The organism is Planomicrobium sp. CPCC 101079 (assembly GCF_007859275.1).
Taxonomy (GTDB): Bacteria; Bacillota; Bacilli; order Bacillales_A; family Planococcaceae; genus Planococcus.
This window is the reverse complement of record NZ_VOHC01000011.1, coordinates 326,438-344,790: the sequence shown is the minus strand read 5'-3', so window position 1 is coordinate 344,790 and position 18,353 is coordinate 326,438. Positions and strand designations below refer to the sequence as shown.

At 45.5% G+C, this 18,353-nt stretch carries 15 protein-coding genes and 1 pseudogene; 8 read left to right on the top strand and 8 right to left on the bottom strand.

Annotation, left to right across the window (positions count from 1 at the left end; genetic code table 11):
• The first annotated feature begins 53 nt into the window (after positions 1-53).
• Both FQV28_RS06185 and FQV28_RS06180 read left to right on the top strand, forming a co-directional pair.
• Entirely contained in the window at positions 54-953 is a 900-nt protein-coding gene (locus tag FQV28_RS06185; RefSeq protein ID WP_146494694.1) for an alpha/beta hydrolase, read from the top strand.
• Positions 954-1,311: 358 nt separating this feature from the next.
• Entirely contained in the window at positions 1,312-1,788 is a 477-nt protein-coding gene (locus FQV28_RS06180) for a DUF948 domain-containing protein (protein WP_146494693.1), read from the top strand.
• 267 nt (positions 1,789-2,055) lie between these two features.
• Here FQV28_RS06180 and FQV28_RS06175 read toward each other — a convergent pair whose 3' ends face one another.
• Positions 2,056-3,024, bottom strand: a complete 969-nt coding sequence (locus tag FQV28_RS06175) for a hypothetical protein (protein ID WP_146494692.1) — start codon at positions 3,022-3,024, stop codon at positions 2,056-2,058.
• Positions 3,025-3,636: 612 nt separating this feature from the next.
• Between FQV28_RS06175 and FQV28_RS06170 the strand changes: the two genes are divergently transcribed.
• A complete protein-coding gene (locus FQV28_RS06170) occupies positions 3,637-4,335 on the top strand; it encodes a Na-translocating system protein MpsC family protein (RefSeq protein ID WP_146494691.1) in 699 nt (232 codons plus the stop codon).
• Positions 4,336-4,404: 69 nt separating this feature from the next.
• Positions 4,405-5,112 carry a Na-translocating system protein MpsC family protein gene (locus FQV28_RS06165; protein WP_146494690.1) on the top strand — a complete coding sequence of 236 codons (708 nt, stop codon included), beginning with the start codon at positions 4,405-4,407 and terminating at the stop codon, positions 5,110-5,112.
• Between the two features lie 352 nt (positions 5,113-5,464).
• Here the strand turns inward: FQV28_RS06165 and FQV28_RS06155 are convergent.
• A pseudogene (locus FQV28_RS06155) lies at positions 5,465-5,605 on the bottom strand (GTP-binding protein); the annotation flags it as partial.
• 322 nt (positions 5,606-5,927) lie between these two features.
• On the opposite strand from FQV28_RS06155, the gene FQV28_RS06150 reads away from it, so the two are divergent.
• Together FQV28_RS06150 and FQV28_RS06145 are read left to right on the top strand one after the other, a co-directional pair.
• A complete protein-coding gene (locus FQV28_RS06150; RefSeq protein ID WP_146494689.1) occupies positions 5,928-7,106 on the top strand; it encodes an FAD-dependent monooxygenase in 1,179 nt (392 codons plus the stop codon).
• Positions 7,107-7,110: 4 nt separating this feature from the next.
• Positions 7,111-7,980, top strand: a complete 870-nt coding sequence (locus FQV28_RS06145) for a pentapeptide repeat-containing protein (RefSeq protein WP_146494688.1) — start codon at positions 7,111-7,113, stop codon at positions 7,978-7,980.
• A 389-nt stretch (positions 7,981-8,369) separates the two neighbouring features.
• On the opposite strand, the gene parC is transcribed toward FQV28_RS06145, so the two are convergent.
• The 3 genes from parC to FQV28_RS06130 form a co-directional block, all read right to left on the bottom strand.
• Positions 8,370-10,805: a DNA topoisomerase IV subunit A gene (parC, locus tag FQV28_RS06140; RefSeq protein ID WP_146494687.1), complete on the bottom strand. Its 2,436-nt coding sequence runs from the start codon at positions 10,803-10,805 to the stop codon at positions 8,370-8,372.
• The gene (parE, locus tag FQV28_RS06135) at positions 10,802-12,772 is read right to left on the bottom strand and encodes a DNA topoisomerase IV subunit B (protein WP_146494686.1); all 1,971 of its coding nucleotides are present in this window, start codon (positions 12,770-12,772) and stop codon (positions 10,802-10,804) included. The genes parC and parE overlap by 4 nt, the downstream gene beginning before the upstream one ends.
• A gap of 123 nt (positions 12,773-12,895) precedes the next feature.
• A complete protein-coding gene (locus FQV28_RS06130) occupies positions 12,896-13,309 on the bottom strand; it encodes a CoA-binding protein (protein WP_186763805.1) in 414 nt (137 codons plus the stop codon).
• A gap of 131 nt (positions 13,310-13,440) precedes the next feature.
• On the opposite strand from FQV28_RS06130, the gene plsY reads away from it, so the two are divergent.
• Entirely contained in the window at positions 13,441-14,031 is a 591-nt protein-coding gene (gene plsY / locus FQV28_RS06125; RefSeq protein ID WP_146494684.1) for a glycerol-3-phosphate 1-O-acyltransferase PlsY, read from the top strand.
• Positions 14,032-14,058: 27 nt separating this feature from the next.
• On the top strand, positions 14,059-14,352 hold the full coding sequence (locus tag FQV28_RS06120) for a HesB/YadR/YfhF family protein (protein ID WP_146494683.1): 294 nt from the start codon (positions 14,059-14,061) through the stop codon (positions 14,350-14,352).
• A 6-nt stretch (positions 14,353-14,358) separates the two neighbouring features.
• Here the strand turns inward: FQV28_RS06120 and FQV28_RS06115 are convergent, their stop codons facing one another.
• The 3 genes from FQV28_RS06115 to acnA all read right to left on the bottom strand — a co-directional run bounded on the left by FQV28_RS06115 (position 14,359) and on the right by acnA (position 18,260).
• Positions 14,359-14,667: a hypothetical protein gene (locus tag FQV28_RS06115; RefSeq protein WP_146494682.1), complete on the bottom strand. Its 309-nt coding sequence runs from the start codon at positions 14,665-14,667 to the stop codon at positions 14,359-14,361.
• Entirely contained in the window at positions 14,651-15,088 is a 438-nt protein-coding gene (locus tag FQV28_RS06110; RefSeq protein ID WP_146494681.1) for an acyl-CoA thioesterase, read from the bottom strand. Before FQV28_RS06110 ends, FQV28_RS06115 begins: the two co-directional genes overlap by 17 nt.
• 460 nt (positions 15,089-15,548) lie before the next feature.
• The gene (acnA, locus tag FQV28_RS06105; protein ID WP_146494680.1) at positions 15,549-18,260 is read right to left on the bottom strand and encodes an aconitate hydratase AcnA; all 2,712 of its coding nucleotides are present in this window, start codon (positions 18,258-18,260) and stop codon (positions 15,549-15,551) included.
• Between the last annotated feature and the right edge of the window lie 93 nt (positions 18,261-18,353).

The following is an 18,353-nucleotide window of genomic DNA, read 5'->3' as shown; positions in this document are numbered from 1 at the left end:
ATTGACTATTTTCTGCTCATATGGATAGAATGGTTGTAAAAAGCGAGGTCCTTATGCTAACTCTTATTGGCGCAAAGCTGCTGCGACTCCTGCCTGATCCGTCATTAAAAAATCCTACGATTCCTCCACAGCCTGTAAAAACGAAAAAAGATTTTCTTGTTGATACGTCCGTCCAGCCAACTTACCTGTCTTTCTACTATCCGTTGGATACCGAAAAGGAAAAATTTCCTGTTTATATCAATTTCCACGGCGGGGCATTCATCATGAATGATAAAGAGCTGGACGACCCGTACTGCCGCTTCCTGGCGAATAGGACAGGTTGTGTAATTCTTAATATCGGCATTGCAAAAGCTCCGGAGTATCCGTTTCCAAAACCGATTGAACAAAGTTACGAGATTCTTCAATGGATGAAGAACAGAGCTGACGAGTTGAACATCGACCCGGACCAGATCATGGTGGGCGGGCAAAGTTCAGGTGCGAATATTGCAGCAGCCTTGTGTCTTTACCTTGAAGAGAAACCGGGCGATCAGCCTCTTCTACAAGTATTGTCTTGCCCGATGCTCGATTTTGTCACGCCGCACGCTGACAAACCCGAACCAAAGTGGCTGCGAGCCCGGTATCCTCAAGTCGCGAACTTTTTGAACATGTGCTACCTGCCTGACCCGGCCCAAGCTTCCAATCCGCTCGCTTCTCCTGTCTTCGCTGATGTTAGGAGCGGCTTAGCCCCGGCACTTTTTCTCATTGCTGAACACGACGCATTCAGACCGGAAGGCGAAGTCTATGCCAAAAAGCTAAAAGCTGCCGGGATCAAAGTCCATGTTGAGCTATTCGATGGCGTTTCTCATGCCTTTACACATATAGGCCCGAATGATAAGGCTGAAAAAGCTTGGAAACTTGTAGCAGAAAAGATCAAGGAAACGATTGCTTCCTATGAGGATCAAAAAATTACTTGAATAATTATTAGCAGGATACTCCTTTATGCCATTCAAATAATGCTCCTTCTTTTTTCAGCAATTAAAAATAGCCGTCCTCAGAATGGATTGATTCCACTGAGGACGTTTTTATAATTTTGAACCTCTTCACGTCACAACCTGCAGCGTTTACTTTACACTGACCCGCTTATCTAGCTAAACAAGTTTTTCGCGTCGCCTAAACGGAGCTGATAAAAATGCAGGCAGAGACTCCATCCACTTTTGGAATAGCCCTCCATTTTAAATCCTCTAAATTTCAGGCCTCATCCGGTATGTTAATCCCAGGTGCATAACGGGTATAGCATATTCAGAACGTCATCAAAATGGAGGAGGAAGCAAAATGAGCTCGACGATCTGGCTATACATAGCGCTCGCAATCTTCATAGTGGCGCTAATCATTGCAATTATCGGAGTCGTAATTTTTGTAAAAGGAATTAAGGAACCAATCAAGAAAATGAAAGGCTCTGCAGACAACTTAAAAGGCCGTATGGCCAACCTCCAACTGGAGACAACGAGTCTGCAGCATCGTGCAAATGAACTGAAAGAAGACATGGCAGCGAAATCCGAAAGAGTCAGCATACTGATTGATGCAGCAAAAGGCACAAAGAATTCGGTCCTCGACTTGAATTCGTCGGTCCGTGTGATTACAAGCGGCATTGCGACTAACGTGAGCCAGGATAGAAGAAATGTTGCACAAGTCAACCAATTGAGCAACTTGACAATCGGCCTTCTCGATTTAGTGAAAGATTTAAAATATGTCAAAGAAGACGTCACCCACCCTTCACAACCACCTATGCTTGGTAACGAAAGACGGTAAAAACCTGGAAAAAGAGCTGTTCCGAAAGGTTATTTCTTACAACCTTTCCGAACAGCTCTTTTCTTTATTCTTTATTTTTTATATTATTAGAGCCGCATAGTTGAATAGAATGAACTCGGTTGTTTTAAATCATGCTTTTACTAAAGAAACGATTTCCAAAAGTCGAAAGGTACGGTATGGAATTTTTTCAAACAAAAAAGCAGATGGTTCAATTAACACCATCTGCTTTCTTTTAACCCCAGTATTCCATTAAATTATTTTGCTAACTTACTCTTCATTTTCTTTGTCTTCTTCATCTTCTTTGTCTTCTTTAATTTCAAACTCTTCTTCTACCTCGAGTTCTTTCCCGTTCATAAATTCAACTTCAATTTCCAGCTCTTCAAACTCCGTAACACCGAAAACTTCTTTTACTTTTAACGTCAATTCTTCTGCTGTAATGCCGTAGGACAATGACAACCGTTCAACAATTGTTCGAGTATCGGCAATGCCTATGCCGTCTTTGATATCCACTGTCATTTTATGTTTCTTCAACTTGTATTTTAGCTTAAATTTATCGCCTTCTGCGTCTTTTAATGCAATAGATAGCTTTTTCACTTCATTGGCATTAACAATTCCATCACGGTCTTTGTCTTCTTTGCTGTCTTTGATTCCGTCGCGGTCGCTGTCAGCACTGACCGGATTGTAATCAATAGCGAATTCAAGTGCATTTCCAAGCGAATCTTTGTCTTTATCTTCTTCGCCGTCCACTATGCCGTCCTTGTCTGAATCGGCCACCAGCGGATTTGTCCCTACAATATACTCTTCCTTCGTATATAATTCATCATGGTCGTTGTCCTCGTTTGCATCTTTGATGCCATCTTTGTCCGAATCCGCTTTTTTAGGATTCATTTTCGCTTGAATTTCTTCGAGGTTGGTCAACGAATCTTTATCATAGTCTTCTTTTCCATCAAGCAATTTGTCTTTATCGGTATTTTTGGAATTCGGGTTCAGATTAAGCTGATATTCCTGCAAATTGCTTAATCCGTCTTTGTCTTTATCTTTTGACGCGACATTTTTCCCGTACCCAAGATTGTATTTTTTCTGCCAGCTATCCGGGATCCCGTTCTTGTCTTTATCCGCTTGAACAGCTTTTGCGTTTTTAACTGGTTGCGCCGCTTTATCAGCAGCACTTGCGATACTCACCCCTTGTGACAAAATCAGCGAGGTCGCCAAAGTAACTCCTACAATTTTCTTCACTTTCATCCACTCCCTTTTGTTTTCAAAAACATGGCAACTGGCTGGCATAATAGGTCTTGTTCGATGGCCCATCGCTTTACCTTTCGTGTTTTACATCGTACGCCATTAACAAAAGTATAGCTTTCTAAAGGAAAGTTAGATATCGACTATATATCTATTATTAAGTAATATGTTTACAAAAAAATATTACTTATTCTGTTTTAGTTGTGTAATTTTGCCTACCACGCAAAACTTTTTACTTAGCCTTTTATTGTTGTGGATTCCGGGTATAAATGCAGTTAACAATAAACGTGAATTGCTTTACTTCAATTCCAGTAAAGGGTATGGTATTTATATAAGTGCACTTTAACAATTCAAGCGGCTTCTTTACATCACGGTTATAAGCTGCTATGAAAATATCGGTAAAATATTCCAGACTTTAGCGCTGGCAATAACGCCAAAAAGAATGATCATTCTTTTTGGCGTTATTTTTTACTTCTTTATGATAAAGATAGAAAAAGGCTTCCTTTAAACGGAAAAATTTCTAACGTTTTGCAAGTCTTCATTTGCCTTTCTTTTGTATAAACATAAAAACGTCTTTGTTTCACATTAGAAGTAAAAGGAGTGTTCCCGATGTCCAAGAAGCAAAATATTCAAAGTACTATTTCCCGCTATATGGAAGATTTTTTTGAAGAGAATTTCGGCGAGAAGCCGGACGAAATAGCAGTGACCTTTCATTCGCCCTTCCTTCTTATCCACTTGTCGGGATTTTTGCTTGCCTCTGAAAGACTGTTCGTCGAACGCCAAGAGTTGAATCGAGTTCTTGAAACCCGGGATTTGCTGATCCTTTCTCTAAAAGATGAATTGATGGCGGGGCTACAAGAACAGATTGGCCAAAACATAACGGAGTTGTATGCGGATTGGAACCTTTCCAAAAAGAGCGGATTGCTGATTGCCACACTGGAAAAGGACCGTGCACAAGAGGAATTTCCCTGGCCAGAAGCCGTGGATCAGGATATCCTCCGGGAAATTATTCTGTTAAACAGCATGCGTACCCAAAAGCAGCCGGACCAGACAGCGTTCTACTGGCTAAGCGACCAAATCCTCCTGATCGAGCGTTTTGGCATCCTTGTGGATATTGAAAAACAGTTGATCCAAAATGGAGTCATCGAAGAGCTGCGTTTAGCGAAACGGCCTCTGGAACATCGGATCACCCAATTGTTTAATCTGGAATCTCTGTTGAGAGGCCAAGTGAAGGATTTGTTTGTAGATTGGAACTTTCAACAGGATTCGAGTTATATGGTCCTTTTATTGGAAAAGCAGCAGACCTGAATTCACTTTGAAATCAAAACATTCTTGTACATGGCAGGCTGCCATCCAACCGAGAAGGAGCTGCTCGTTATGCCCAAAGAAAGAACCATACAAACCGAGCTGGGCGGTTACATTTCTACCGTATTGCGAAAGCATTTTGGTAAAGGGCCCACCTCTGTTTATGTGACTGTCCAACGGCCTTACCTCGCTATTCACTTTAGAGGATTTATCAGTCCGATTGAAAAGATTCTGCTCAAGCAAAATGAATGGAAAAGGGTATTGAAAACCAGGGATCTGTTGGTCAATGAATTAAAACCACAAATACTAGCGGAAATTCAAAAAGTTACGGAACTGGAATTCAAGGAATTGTACGCGGACTGGAACCTGCCTTTAGAAACCGGGATGTTTCTCGCTATTTCGGATGAAAAGCCTGCTTCCAAAAATCTTGAATGGCCAAAAGATCTCAACAAGAAACTTTTCCATCAAAAAATCGAACAAATCAATGAAACTGCGGAAAAAAAGCCTGGATATATTGAAAGCTATTGGCTAAGCAACCGGACATTGGTCATGAAACGGTCCGAAATACTTGTCGGCATTGAGAAAGCATTAATCGATGAAGGATACACTGAAGTTCTAAAATTAGCTAAACGCCCTCTTGAACGGTCTCTTTTGGAACAGGCCGGTTTAGAGAATGTTTTGCGGCGGGACATAATAGAAACTTTTATGGATTGGAATTTTGATCAAGACGTGGGTTTTGTTCTATTTCTATTAGAATCGGAATTCCGCGGTCAAAAATAATTGGGAAGACACATAAAACAGCCAGCACTCCAATAATGGAATGCTGGCTGTTTTTAATGCTTCGCTTTTTATGTACGAGTCCCTTTCAAGCTAAAGCCTCTATCCTTGAAAGGAAGATTGCTTCAACATTTCTTTAAAGGCATCCAAATTCTTTTCCATCAACGAGAAATATGTTTCATCCTGATTATTTTTTCATGGAAGCCTCCTTCTATCGAACCCGTTTCTCTTGCTCGAACCTTTTCAAGGCTAATTCTTCACGGCTTCTTTTCTTCCAAAAATAGTGGACTGCTGCTCTACCAGCTGGCTTTTCTCACGCCAGGGAGCTGGCCTTTATGGGCAAGTTCCAGGAAAAATCGATATTCACTTCACTCATGTCATTGACTATGACAGCAACTTTCAGCCCTTGCCTGTTATTTAAGATATTATTCAACAATGTGGTCTTTCCTGAACCCAAATAGCCGCTTAACACGGTTATAGGAATTTTGTTTTTCATGTACATTCCCTCCTTCTGAGTAAGTTTTTATAATATAAATAGTAATTATTACGTTTTATAGCATACTGCTTAATCGAAATATCTGCAAGTCTTTTTATCAGTTTTTATCAGTTGCCTCTTTCATTGAACAGCAAAACCTATGAGATCACTAGAATCCCTCCTTTTTTGCTGATATAAAAGCTGGTATACTGCCAGTATAAAAGTGATTTTCCTAGCACCAATGAAACAGTTAAAACTATGTTCAGCAGCGGATTTGAGTAATTTCCTGTTTCTGATTTGATGTATGAATTAAAAAATCGAATATGTTTTTGGAGGTGCATCTATGGACATCTTGATCATTGGAGCCGGCATTGCCGGGTTAACATTGGCCGGTGAGCTTGAACGGAGCGGACACGCTGTCCAAGTGGTTGAAAAAGCGCCTGGCCTTCGGACTGAAGGCTATATGATTGATTTTTTCGGCGCCGGTTACGATGCGGCGGAACATATGGGCTTGCTCAAAGAGCTTGAAGAAATCCATTACCCGATTTCGGGGCTGTCGATCAAGCGGAGCGACGGCTCTACACGGTATTCCGTTCCTTATCCAAAACTCCGGAAACTGGCGGATGGCCGCCATTTCAACTTTATGCGCGGAGACCTGGAACATGTGCTGTTCAAGCGCCTTCAAGGACGCGTTCCTGTTTTATACCGCGCGACAATCCAATCGTTCCAGCAAGACGACCATAGTGTTTACGCCCAACTCTCGAACGGCAGCGAATGGAGTGGGGACTTGCTTGTGGGAGCAGATGGCATCCACTCCAGAGTCCGAAAGCTTGTTTTTGGGGAACCGGAGGGGTTTATCCGCTCTTTGAAGCTTTGGACGGCCGCGTTTACGTTCGAACGGACAGCCTTGTATGCAGATATTCAAAATAGCTTTGACCTTTTAACGGAACCCGGCCGCCAAATAAGCATTTATCCCTTGACCGGAGACCGGATCGCGGTATTTTTCCTGCTCCGAAGCAACAAGTTGAATGCCCGCCCTACGCGGGAAGAGGCACTTCACGAACTCGCAACTCGTTTTGGCGATATGGGCTGGCTAGTTCCGGACATTCTCCAAAGGAGCGGAACCGCAGCTGACTTTTATTTTGATGCCGTGGCGCAAGTGGAAATGCCCCAATGGACAAAAGGCCGCGTTGCACTTGTTGGAGATGCTTGCCACTGTGTCTCCCTTTTGGCCGGCCAAGGCGCTTCGTTAGCGATGGCCGGGTCTTATACGTTGGCACAGTGTCTAACGGAAAATGATGCTATGACTGCTTTAACAGTTTACGAAAATAGCCTAAAACCCCAAATTACCGAGGTGCAAAAGTCAGCCAGGAAAGTTGCCAGCTTCTTTTTTCCAGATACCAAGTTCCAACTGCTCCTTCGGGACATCAGCATGCGGGCATCTGTCGTTCCTGTCCTTCAGCCGTTCTTTAAGTTCAAAAGCATCCGCCTTCCCGCTCATTCCAGCAAAACCTATACCTAAGGAGATGTGTAACTTGCCTTTTTCTGCAAATAACAGTGAGATTGAACCAAACCCTTATCAAGCTGACTGCATGAATTGTTTAGGCTTGTGCTGCGTGGCGTTGCCTTTCGCCAAATCCGCAGATTTCGCATTCACCAAAGCTGGTGGCACACCTTGCCACAACCTGCAGGAAAATTTCCTCTGCGGAATCCATGAAAACCTTAGAGAAAACGGATTTCGGGGCTGTACCGTCTATGAGTGCTTTGGCGCTGGACAAAAGGTCTCACAAATCACATATAACGGCATCGATTGGCGGAATAACCCGTTATCTGCGCATGAGATGTTCCAAGTGTTGCCGATCATGCAGCAGCTGCACGAAATGCTATATTATTTGGCTGAAGCGCTAAGGTTGGAAGATGCAAAGCCTCTCCACAATGAACTGCAGGAAGCGCTCGTTGAAACGGAGCGCCTCACCTTGCTCGAGCCGCATGCGGTTATGGCCATTGACATTCCAGCTCACCGCTTCATCGTCAACCGCTTGTTTGTTAAAACAAGCGAACTGGTGCGCTCAAGCACTCCACGTTCTTTCACTCCACAGCGAAAAAGCACAAAAAAGACGACCATCAAAAGCAACATGATGGGCGCAAAATTAAAAGGAGCCGATTTGCACGGAGCTAATTTGCGCGGTGTTTTCTTGATTGCAGCCGACCTCAGCGGTGCCGATATGAGAAAAACCGATTTGATCGGCGCTGACTTGAGGGACGCCAATTTAAGCGGCGCTAACCTTACAGGTTCTCTTTTCCTAACCCAAGCCCAAGTCAATTCGGCAACCGGCGATTCCCAGACAAAACTGCCTTCAGGCTTGGCGATTCCCCGCCACTGGTCGGGGAAATAAAAGATATAGTTTACCTTATTTAAAATCCATAATTGGTGGAGCCGAACCGGCATCTCCTTTGGAAATGTCCTGTTCCACTTTATTAAATAGTTAGCGCAATAAAAGCCTTCCGCTTTGGAAGGCTTTTTTATACTTGAACCCAATTGAAGTTACTTAGATTACATAATTAATATATTTTAGATATAAGTGCATGATTATATAACAAAAATAAACTGAGTTTTATTTTCACTATTTTAGTTAACATAACTATTTTATTTATTATATAAGTATCTTCTTATATATTAACGAAGTGCGCCATACCTAGGTTAAGTTCAGAATTCTCTCCTCCCTTCCCTTTCTAGACAAAGAAAAAAGCGGATCCGAAATAGGGATCCGCTTCTGTATCTTTATTAGATTTCTTTTCCAGGTTCATCTTTTTTATAGACAGCTACGACTTTTCCATCTGTCCCTTCATCGAGAACAAACGAGCCATTGGAGTATCGATCGACCGGTTTCAGGTTGTTGACGGCAACTGTCAGCCGGACGCCTTTCTCGGTAACAAGAAGCACTTCATCTTTTCCAGTCGTGTTGACTACAGCGACTACCCGGTGCGGGTTCGATTTGATTTCCCGCAACATGATGACGCCGCGTTTTGCACGGCTCCCTGTTTCAAATTCTTGAAGCTTCATTTTCTTCGCAGCTCCACGATGCGTCACCAGAACCAAGTCTTGCTTTTCTTCCAGGTTTAGCATTGCCGCAGAAACGACAGCGTCGCCTTCTTTTAAATTCACGCCTTTTACGCCTCCGGTCCGAAGCCCGGTAATCGGAATTTCATCAAGTGGGAACCGGACACCATATGCATGGCTGGTTGCCACAAACAATTCAGTTTCGTTTGTCATGACACCGGCGAATATCATTTCATCGCCGCTTTTCAAGTTCATCGTCTTGATGGCGCGCGAATAACGTTGGACATGGTAATCTTTCAACGCAGATCGCTTAGCCTGTCCGAATTTCGAAACAGTGACAATGCTTGCCTCCGCTTCAAAATTTTCAAACGGATACACAGCAAGGATGGATTCATTCGGCTCTAGCGGTACGATACTCGATAAATGCTGGCCCAGGTCCTTCCATTTGATATCCGGCAATTCGTTGATCGGCTGATAGACAAAGTTGCCCGCCGTCGTAAAGATAAGGATGGTGTGCTGGGTATTCAAGTTCCCTTCAAAGAGCAGATGATCCGTTTCTTTCATCGCGAAATCCTGGCCGTTTGATGCAGCATGTGAACGGATGCTTGTACGCTTCACATACCCTTCTTTTGTTACCGATACGACCACTTCTTCACTCGGAATCATGACTTCGCGCGTGATGGTGATTTCTTCGATTTTGTCTTCAATTACCGAACGGCGTGGTTCTGCAAATTTCTTGCGAATGCCCGCGAGTTCTTTTTTGATGACGTTTTTCAGTTTCGTTGCACTTGTCAAAATCCCAGTCAACTCATCGATGAGCTTTCTCAGATCATTTTCTTCTTTCCGAAGATCGGTGATGTCTGTATTGGTCAACCGGTAAAGCTGCAAGGAAACGATTGCTTCCGCCTGCGCTTCCGAAAAATCGAACGATGATATCAAATTGTTTTTAGCGTCGCGCTTGTCTTTTGAAGCGCGGATTGTCCGGATCACTTCATCAAGGATCGACAACGCTTTGATCAAACCTTCCACAATATGCATGCGGTCGTTCGCTTTTTGCAAATCGTATTCTGCCCGCTTTGTAATGATTTCTTTTTGGTGGCCGATATATGCATCAAGCAGCGTCGGCAGCGTCATCATCGTCGGACGGCGTTTATAGATGGCCACCATATTGAAGTTGTAGCTGACTTGAAGATCGGTATTTTTATAAAGATAGTTCAAGATACCGTTCGCTTGGACATCTTTTTTTAACTCGATGACGATTCGGAGTCCGGTGCGGTCGGATTCATCGCGAACTTCTGAAATTCCTTCAAGCTTGCGGTCAAAACGGAGATCGTCCATTTTTTTGATCATGCTCGCTTTGTTGACTTCAAATGGAACTTCCGTGATGACGATTTGTTCTTTGCCGCCTTTGAGCGGTTCAATTACAGCTTTTGAACGGACGATGATTTTCCCTTTGCCCGTTTCGTAAGCTTTTTTGATGCCATCGACACCTTGGATAATGCCACCGGTCGGGAAATCCGGGCCTTGGATGACAGTCATCAGTTCTTCAACGGTCGCTTGCGGATTGTCGATGCGCATCAAAACCGCATCCAGCACTTCATGCAGCGCATGCGGCGGAATATCCGTCGCATACCCTGCAGAAATCCCAGTTGACCCGTTCACGAGCAAGTTCGGAAAATGCGCCGGCAGAACGGTCGGTTCCATGTCGGAATCATCAAAGTTCGGAATAAATTCCACTGTGCGCTTATCGATATCACGCAGCAATTCAGATGAAATCGCCGACAGCCTAGCTTCCGTATAACGCATCGCAGCAGGCGAATCGCCGTCCATCGAACCGTTGTTGCCATGCATTTCAACGAGCATATGCCGGATTTTCCAATCCTGGCTTAAGCGGACCATGGCTTCATAAACGGAACTGTCCCCGTGCGGGTGGTAATTACCGATAACGTTCCCGACGGTTTTCGCCGATTTCCGGAAAGCTTTGTCGTTTGTATTGCCTTCGCGGTACATGGCATATAGAATCCGGCGCTGAACCGGCTTTAAGCCATCGCGGGCATCCGGCAGCGCACGGTCTTGAATAATATATTTACTGTAGCGCCCGAACCGATCGCCGATGACTTCCTCTAATGCTAAATCTTGAAAACGTTCGGTTGGTGTCATACAAGTTCCTCCTCAGCGTGCAACAATTCATTTTCGAGAATATTGTCGTCTTCTTCCAAGCCGAAGTCCACATTCTTTTCGATCCACTTCCGTCTTGGTTCCACTTTATCGCCCATAAGCGTTGTAATGCGGCGCTCTGCACGCGCCCCGTCTTCTATCGTCACGCGGATCAATGTCCGTGTGTCGGGATTCATGGTCGTTTCCCATAATTGGTCGGCGTTCATTTCACCAAGTCCCTTGTAGCGCTGGAGCATATACCCTTTGCCGACTTTTTTCGTCGCCGCTTCAAGGTCCGCTTCTGTCCATGCATACTCGATCACTTCTTTTTTGCCCGCACCGCGGGAAACTTTATACAGCGGTGGAAGGGCGATGAAAATTTTCCCTGCTTCAATCAGCGGTTTCATATAACGGTAGAAGAACGTCAAAAGCAGTACCTGGATGTGCGCCCCGTCCGTATCCGCATCGGTCATGATGATGACTTTGTTGTAAGCGATGTCGTCAATCGAAAATTCTGGCGACACCCCTCCGCCAATGGCATGGATGATGGTCGAAATTTCTTCGTTCTTCATGATCTCTTCCAATTTCGCTTTTTCCGTGTTGACAACTTTACCGCGCAGCGGCAAAATCGCCTGGAAGGTACGGTCGCGCCCTTGTTTTGCCGAGCCGCCGGCCGAGTCGCCCTCCACTAGGTACAATTCGTTCTTTGCCGCATTGCGGGACTGTGCAGGCGTCAATTTTCCGGACAATAACACATCCGATTTTTTGCGTTTTTTGCCGTTCCGCGCATCTTCCCGCGCTTTTCGCGCGGCGAGGCGGGCCTGTGAAGCGCGTATCGCCTTGCGCACAAGCGAGGCGCTCAGTTCCGCATTTTCTTCCAGGAAATACATCAGTTTCTGTGATACAACCGCATCCACGATGCTCCGTGCTTCGCTTGTTCCGAGCTTGCTTTTCGTCTGCCCTTCAAATTGCAGAAGCGCTTCCGGAATACGGACCGAAACGATGGCCGCCAATCCTTCACGGATATCGGAGCCTTCAAGGTTTTTGTCTTTGTCTTTCAATAGATTGATCTTCCGTGCATAGTCGTTGAACACACGGGTCATAGCCGCTTTGGCGCCGGTTTCGTGCGTACCGCCATCTCGTGTCCGGACGTTGTTGACGAACGACAAGATCGTTTCGGAATAGCCGTCGTTAAACTGGAACGAAAACTCCACTTCCAGCTCTTCTTGCTTGCCTTCAATATATGCGACCGGATGCAGCACGTCTTTTTCTTCATTCAGATAAGTGACAAACGCTTCGATGCCGGTTTCATAGAAAAACAGGTCTTGCTGGCCCGTGCGTTTGTCAGCCAGTTCGATTTTCAGGCCTTTTAACAGGAACGCCGATTCGCGGAGCCGTTCGCTGAGTGTGTCGTAATTGTATTTGGTTGCCGAGAAAATCGTATTATCAGGCAAGAAATGGATCAATGTGCCGGATTCTTTTGTCGCCCCGATTTCTTCAAGCGTAGTGACCGCTTTGCCTCCGTTTTCAAAACGCTGGCGGTATTTCCGGCCGTCGCGGTGGATCGTCACTTCCAAAAAGCTTGAGAGCGCGTTCACGACCGACGCCCCTACACCGTGCAAGCCACCGCTTGTCTTATAGCCGCCTTGGCCGAATTTTCCGCCCGCGTGAAGCACTGTCAAAATGACTTCCGGCGTCGGTTTTCCGCTGCGGTGCATCCCGGTTGGCATCCCGCGCCCATAGTCGCGCACGCTGATGCTGTTGTCTTCATGGATGGTCACGCTGATTTTGTCGCCATATCCGGCCAATGCTTCATCGACGGAATTGTCGACAATCTCATAGACCAAGTGGTGGAGCCCACGGGTATCGGTCGAGCCGATATACATTCCCGGACGCTTTCTCACGGCATCTAAGCCCTCGAGTACCTGGATCGCTTCTTCGTTGTATGCCGTATTTTGAATTTTAGCCATCAATTTCCCTCCAACAAACATTTGTTCGTATTTGTTCTCTTATAATCGTATGCCATAACGCGCCCATCTGTCAATAATCATAGAAAAAGAGCGCTAGGCGCCCTTGTTCTAAGAAATGCCTTATTATTTCAAGATGGCGTGTTCCACTTTGATGCAGCGGTCCATAATGACTGTATAGCCTGCATCGGCCAACTCGTTGAAAACTTCTTCGTCCACTACGTTCAATTGTGTCCAAAACACCGGACACTCGATTTTTTTAAATTCTTCGGCGATGCCTTTTAAGAACTCACTGCGTCTGAAGACATTGACGATATCCACTGGATGCGGAATTTCAGCCAGCGATGCGTAGCTCTTTTCACCGAGTATGCTTTCCGCTTGCGGATTGACCGGAATGATCCGGTAGCCGGCTTTTTGCATCGCTTCCGATACCATATGCGATGTCCGGTCCGGATTTGGGCTAAGGCCGATCACAGCGATCGTCTTCGCTTCATCTAACACTTGTTTGATTTTTTCGCGGCTTGGATTGTTCATTGCAATCACCTATCCTTTTCATTCTATCATATTTGAAGTTTTCGTGTTTGTGCCGAAAGAAATTGCTTCTATTGTTTAACGATTGCCCTTCATGGTAAACTTGAAACATAAATATCAAAGTTTCAAAGGAGTTCAATATGGATATACTGCTTCCCGTAATTATAGCTTATTTGCTTGGCTCAATTCCATCTGCTTTGTGGATTGGGAAAATTTTTTACAAAACGGACATCCGGACGAAAGGAAGCGGAAATTTAGGCGCCACCAATACATTCCGGACACTCGGCGCAAAAGCCGGCATTGTCGTTACGGTATTGGATATCTTAAAAGGGACGGCCGCTACCCTCTTGCCCATGGCAATGGATACGCCGGTCCATCCGTTAATTCTTGGATTGATTGCGGTTATCGGACACATTTTCCCTGTGTTCGCAAAATTCAAAGGCGGAAAAGCTGTGGCGACATCCGGAGGCATTTTGCTTGGCTACCAATGGCCGCTGTTTTTAGTGGCGGTTGTGGTGCTGCTGATCGCATTGAAAATCACCAAAATGGTGTCACTTTCTTCTATTATCTTAGCAATTGTATTCATCATTTACACCACCATTTACGCAATTAACACCGGAGATTATCCGTTTATGATCGTCATCATCATTTTGGCGTCATTTATTATTTTCCGCCATCGGGCAAATATTTCCCGAATACGGAACGGCACAGAACCAAAAGTGAAGTGGTAACCAACAGATCGGAAGGGTGTGCAGCGAGTGGAGATTATTATAAGCGAAGATGCAATGCAGTGGTTCAAAGAGGAAATGGAAGCAACGGCTGGCGAACAGGTCCGATTTTTCGTCCGCTATGGCGGCGCGAGCAAATTGCAGCCAGGATTTTCACTTGGTGTGACAAAAGACCAGCCGCATGAATCGGCAGTCGAAACTTCCCATGACGACATCACGTTTTTCATCGAGAAAAGCGATATCTGGTATTTCGATGGCCACAATCTGCATGTAACCGTGGACGATAAACTGAATGAATTGGCGTATGCATATGAAAAAGCGTGAGTTTCCTCACGCTTTTTTTATATTGAATTTTTTCAGTTGTTCCGTTATGCCTTCAGCGGCCAAGATTTGGCTTTGCCGATCCCCGAACAAATCAAAATGCGGATAATCCCCCCGCAAATCCATCCATTCCGGACGCAAGCCGTATTGCCGCCCCCACGCACCGAGCTTCTCCAAATCACTGCAGCCGACTTTTGTGACGGTGTTGCAGCCCGGGAACCGCTCATCAACCCAATAATGCGTCAAAAAGGCAATCTCCCCGGCTTCCACCGACTGTTTCCAGCGCTGCACTTCATCGCGTTTAACTCCGAACGCCATGGGAATCCTTCTTGATTTCTTCATATTTTGCATGCCATTCCGGATAAACTTTGCTGAGCGACACCGGACGGAACGAATCTTTCTTGACTACTACGTGTTCGGACGTCGCTGTCGCCGAAACTGTGCCATCTTCATGCAGTATTTCGTAGCCATATGTGGTCCGCAGCCGGCCATGGTCTTCCACCCAAGTCCGAACGATGGCTTTTTGGCCGTAGCGAAGCGGCGCTTTGTATTGAACGGAAATGTCGGTAACCGGAGACAAATAGCCTTGGTTTTCCATTTCTGCATACGTAAAACCGACATCTTCGATTAACTTGGTGCGTCCAAGTTCCAGCCAAATTACATAATTGGCGTGGTAGACAACCCCCATCTGATCTGTTTCCGCATAGCGGATTTCAACTTCTTTTTCACTAATATACATTTCTTCTTTCACCTCTATGTAAGTATACAAAACATTGCCCGATTAATAAAAAATAAAAGGCTGTACAATGGCAGCCTTTTATTTAGATTGTTCTATATAGAAAGTTTTCTTAATGCTATTTCGCAAAACAGCTCCGCTTTCCGCGGGCTTGCGCCGAACTAACTTAAAACAGGTGCTCCTGTCTCTGCACCGCTCCGCTAGCTTCGAGACATGAAAAAGCGCTGTATCGCTGCGCTAGCTTCGTCGCAAACGATTCGCGCAAGCGCAAATCGCTTCCTGAGACCCCACAAGGAGCGCAGCGACTGAGGAGGCTCAGGCCACGCCCTGGCTGCTGTTATCGCGACGTCCTGTCGCAACAGCTGCATGACCCACATCCTGTGGGCCCGAAAGTGTCCGCCTGGAGCGAAATAAAAAAAAGGCTATTGAGAATTTCTCAATAGCCTTTTCATCATTATTTATCTTACGCTTCCACTAATTTTCTGCGTAGTACCATTTGAAGGATACCACCGTGGCGGTAGTAGTCGACTTCCACTTCGGAGTCAAAACGTGCAAGTGCTTGGAATTCAGTTACTTTTCCGTCTTCAGCAGTTGCTGTCACTGTCAGGATGTCGCGTGGTTTCACGTCATCCGTCAAGTTAACGGAAATGGTTTCGCGTCCTGTAAGCCCAAGTGATTCAGCGTTTTCTCCGTTGATGAATTGCAACGGAAGAACACCCATCATCACAAGGTTTGAACGGTGAATACGCTCATAGCTTTCCGCGATAACTGTCTTGATGCCAAGAAGGAAAGTACCTTTGGCAGCCCAGTCACGTGAAGAGCCCATGCCGTAATCTTTGCCGGCTAAAACAACTAGGCCAGTGCCACGGTCTTGGTAACGCATCGCTGCGTCGTAGATTGCCATTGTTTCGCCAGTCGGCCAGTAAGTTGTGTAACCGCCAGTTGTACCTGGTGCGACTTGGTTACGGATACGGATATTCGCGAACGTTCCGCGCATCATGACTTCGTGGTTACCACGGCGCGATCCGTAAGAGTTGAAGTTGCGAGGCTCTACGCCTTTTTCACGAAGGTATTTCCCTGCAGGTGTATCTTTGCCGATTGCGCCTGCCGGTGAAATGTGGTCAGTCGTGATGGAATCAGCGAATTTCGCAACTACGCGCAATCCTTCAAGCGGCTGGATCGCTTTCGGTTCTGCTGAAAGCCCTTGGAAGAACGGCGGGTTTTGGATGTAAGTCGATTCGTCATCAAATGCGTAAAGTGAATCGTCATTTGTTTCGATCGCATTCCATGTTTGGTTTTCGTCAAACACACGCGCGTATTCTTTGCGGAACAATTCAGGTGTAACCGTGCTTTTCACCACTTCGTTCACTTCTTCAGTTGTCGGCCAAATATCGCTCAAGTAAACGTTATTGCCTTCTTTGTCTTGTCCGATTGGATCGTTTTGAAGATCGATATCGACTGTTCCGGCAAGTGCGTAAGCAACAACAAGCGGCGGTGAAGCCAAGTAGTTTGCTTTCACTAGCGGGTGGATACGGCCTTCAAAGTTACGGTTACCGGAAAGGACAGAAGTCACCAACAAGTCGTTGTCCAAAATCGCATCTTCAATTTCAGGAAGCATCGGGCCTGAGTTTCCGATACATGTTGTACAGCCGTAACCAACCAGGTTGAAACGGATTTGCTCAAGGTATTCAAGCAAGCCAGCTTGTTTCAAATAGCCTGTAACGACTTTTGAACCTGGAGCCAATGAAGTTTTCACGTAAGCAGGCGGCATTAAGCCTTTTTCAGCCGCTTTTTTCGCAACTAAACCAGCGCCAAGCATTACGTATGGGTTTGATGTATTGGTACAAGAAGTGATTGCCGCAATACCGATTGCGCCTGTTTTCATAACGGCAGTAGAGCCGTCTTTGAAGTTAACAGTAGCAGTTTTGTTGATTTCGTCTTCGCTCAAAGCGAAACCGTGAGGGCCTTCAGGTGCAGTGACCGCTTTGTTGAATTCTGTCTTCATTTGTGACAACGGAATCAAATCTTGCGGACGCTTCGGACCTGATAGGTTCGGCTCAATTGTTGAAAGGTCAATTTCAACTGTGTCCGTGTAAACTGGATCTTTTTCTGCATCGAAGAACATATCGTTCGCAATTAAATAAGCTTTCACGATTTCGATGTGGTCTTCTTCGCGGCCAGTCAAGCGCAGGTAATCCAACGCTTCTTCGTCAACCGGGAAGAAACCGCAAGTAGCGCCGTATTCAGGAGCCATGTTGGCAATTGTCGAACGGTCAGCAAGCGGCAAAGTTGTAACGCCAGCTCCGTAGAATTCGACGAATTTGCCGACTACGCCTTTTTGGCGAAGCACTTGTGTAACTTTAAGAGCCAAATCCGTCGCAGTCGCGCCGTTTGGTAATGCGTTCGTCAATTTAACGCCGACTACTTCCGGAATTGGGAAGAATGAAGGCTGTCCAAGCATACCAGCTTCCGCTTCGATACCGCCAACGCCCCAGCCAAGTACACCAAGGCCGTTGATCATTGTTGTATGCGAGTCAGTTCCGACTAGTGTATCTGGATACGCTTCGAATGTTCCGTCTTCGTTTTGGATCGCATGGACAACGCTTGCCAAGTACTCAAGGTTAACTTGGTGGACAATTCCGGTTTCAGGCGGAACCGCACGGTAGTTGTCGTATGCTTTTTGAGCCCAGTTCAAGAACTGGTAACGCTCTGCATTCCGTTCAAATTCAAGTTTCGTATTGATTTTAAGTGCTTCGTTTGTTCCGTAGCTGTCTACTTGTACAGAGTGGTCAACGACCAAGTCTACTGGAACATCTGGATTGATTTTGTTTGGATCTCCACCCATTTCAGCCATTGCTGAACGAAGTGCAGCCAAATCAACTACTACTGGAACTCCTGTGAAATCTTGAAGGATAACGCGTGAAGGTTTGAACGGAACTTCCGCTTCCTCGTTCGCGTGCTCTCCCCATTTCGCTAGGTCTTCAACGTGCTCGTCTTTGATAACATAGCCGTCATGCTGGCGAAGTACAGATTCCAAAAGAATTTTAATGGAATAAGGAAGGCGTGATACTTTCGCGATTCCTGCTTCTTCTAACGCTGCTAAACGGTAGTAGTTGAACGTTTTGCCATTTAGCTGAAAAGAAGTGCGGCTGTTGTGCAAACTGCTTTTTGCCATGATCATGTTCCTCCTTTAAATCTTCTGAAAAGGCTCGGTAATAGCGTCTTTTCTCCTCTTCTATCATAACGAAAAGTAAAGCATAAGTAAATT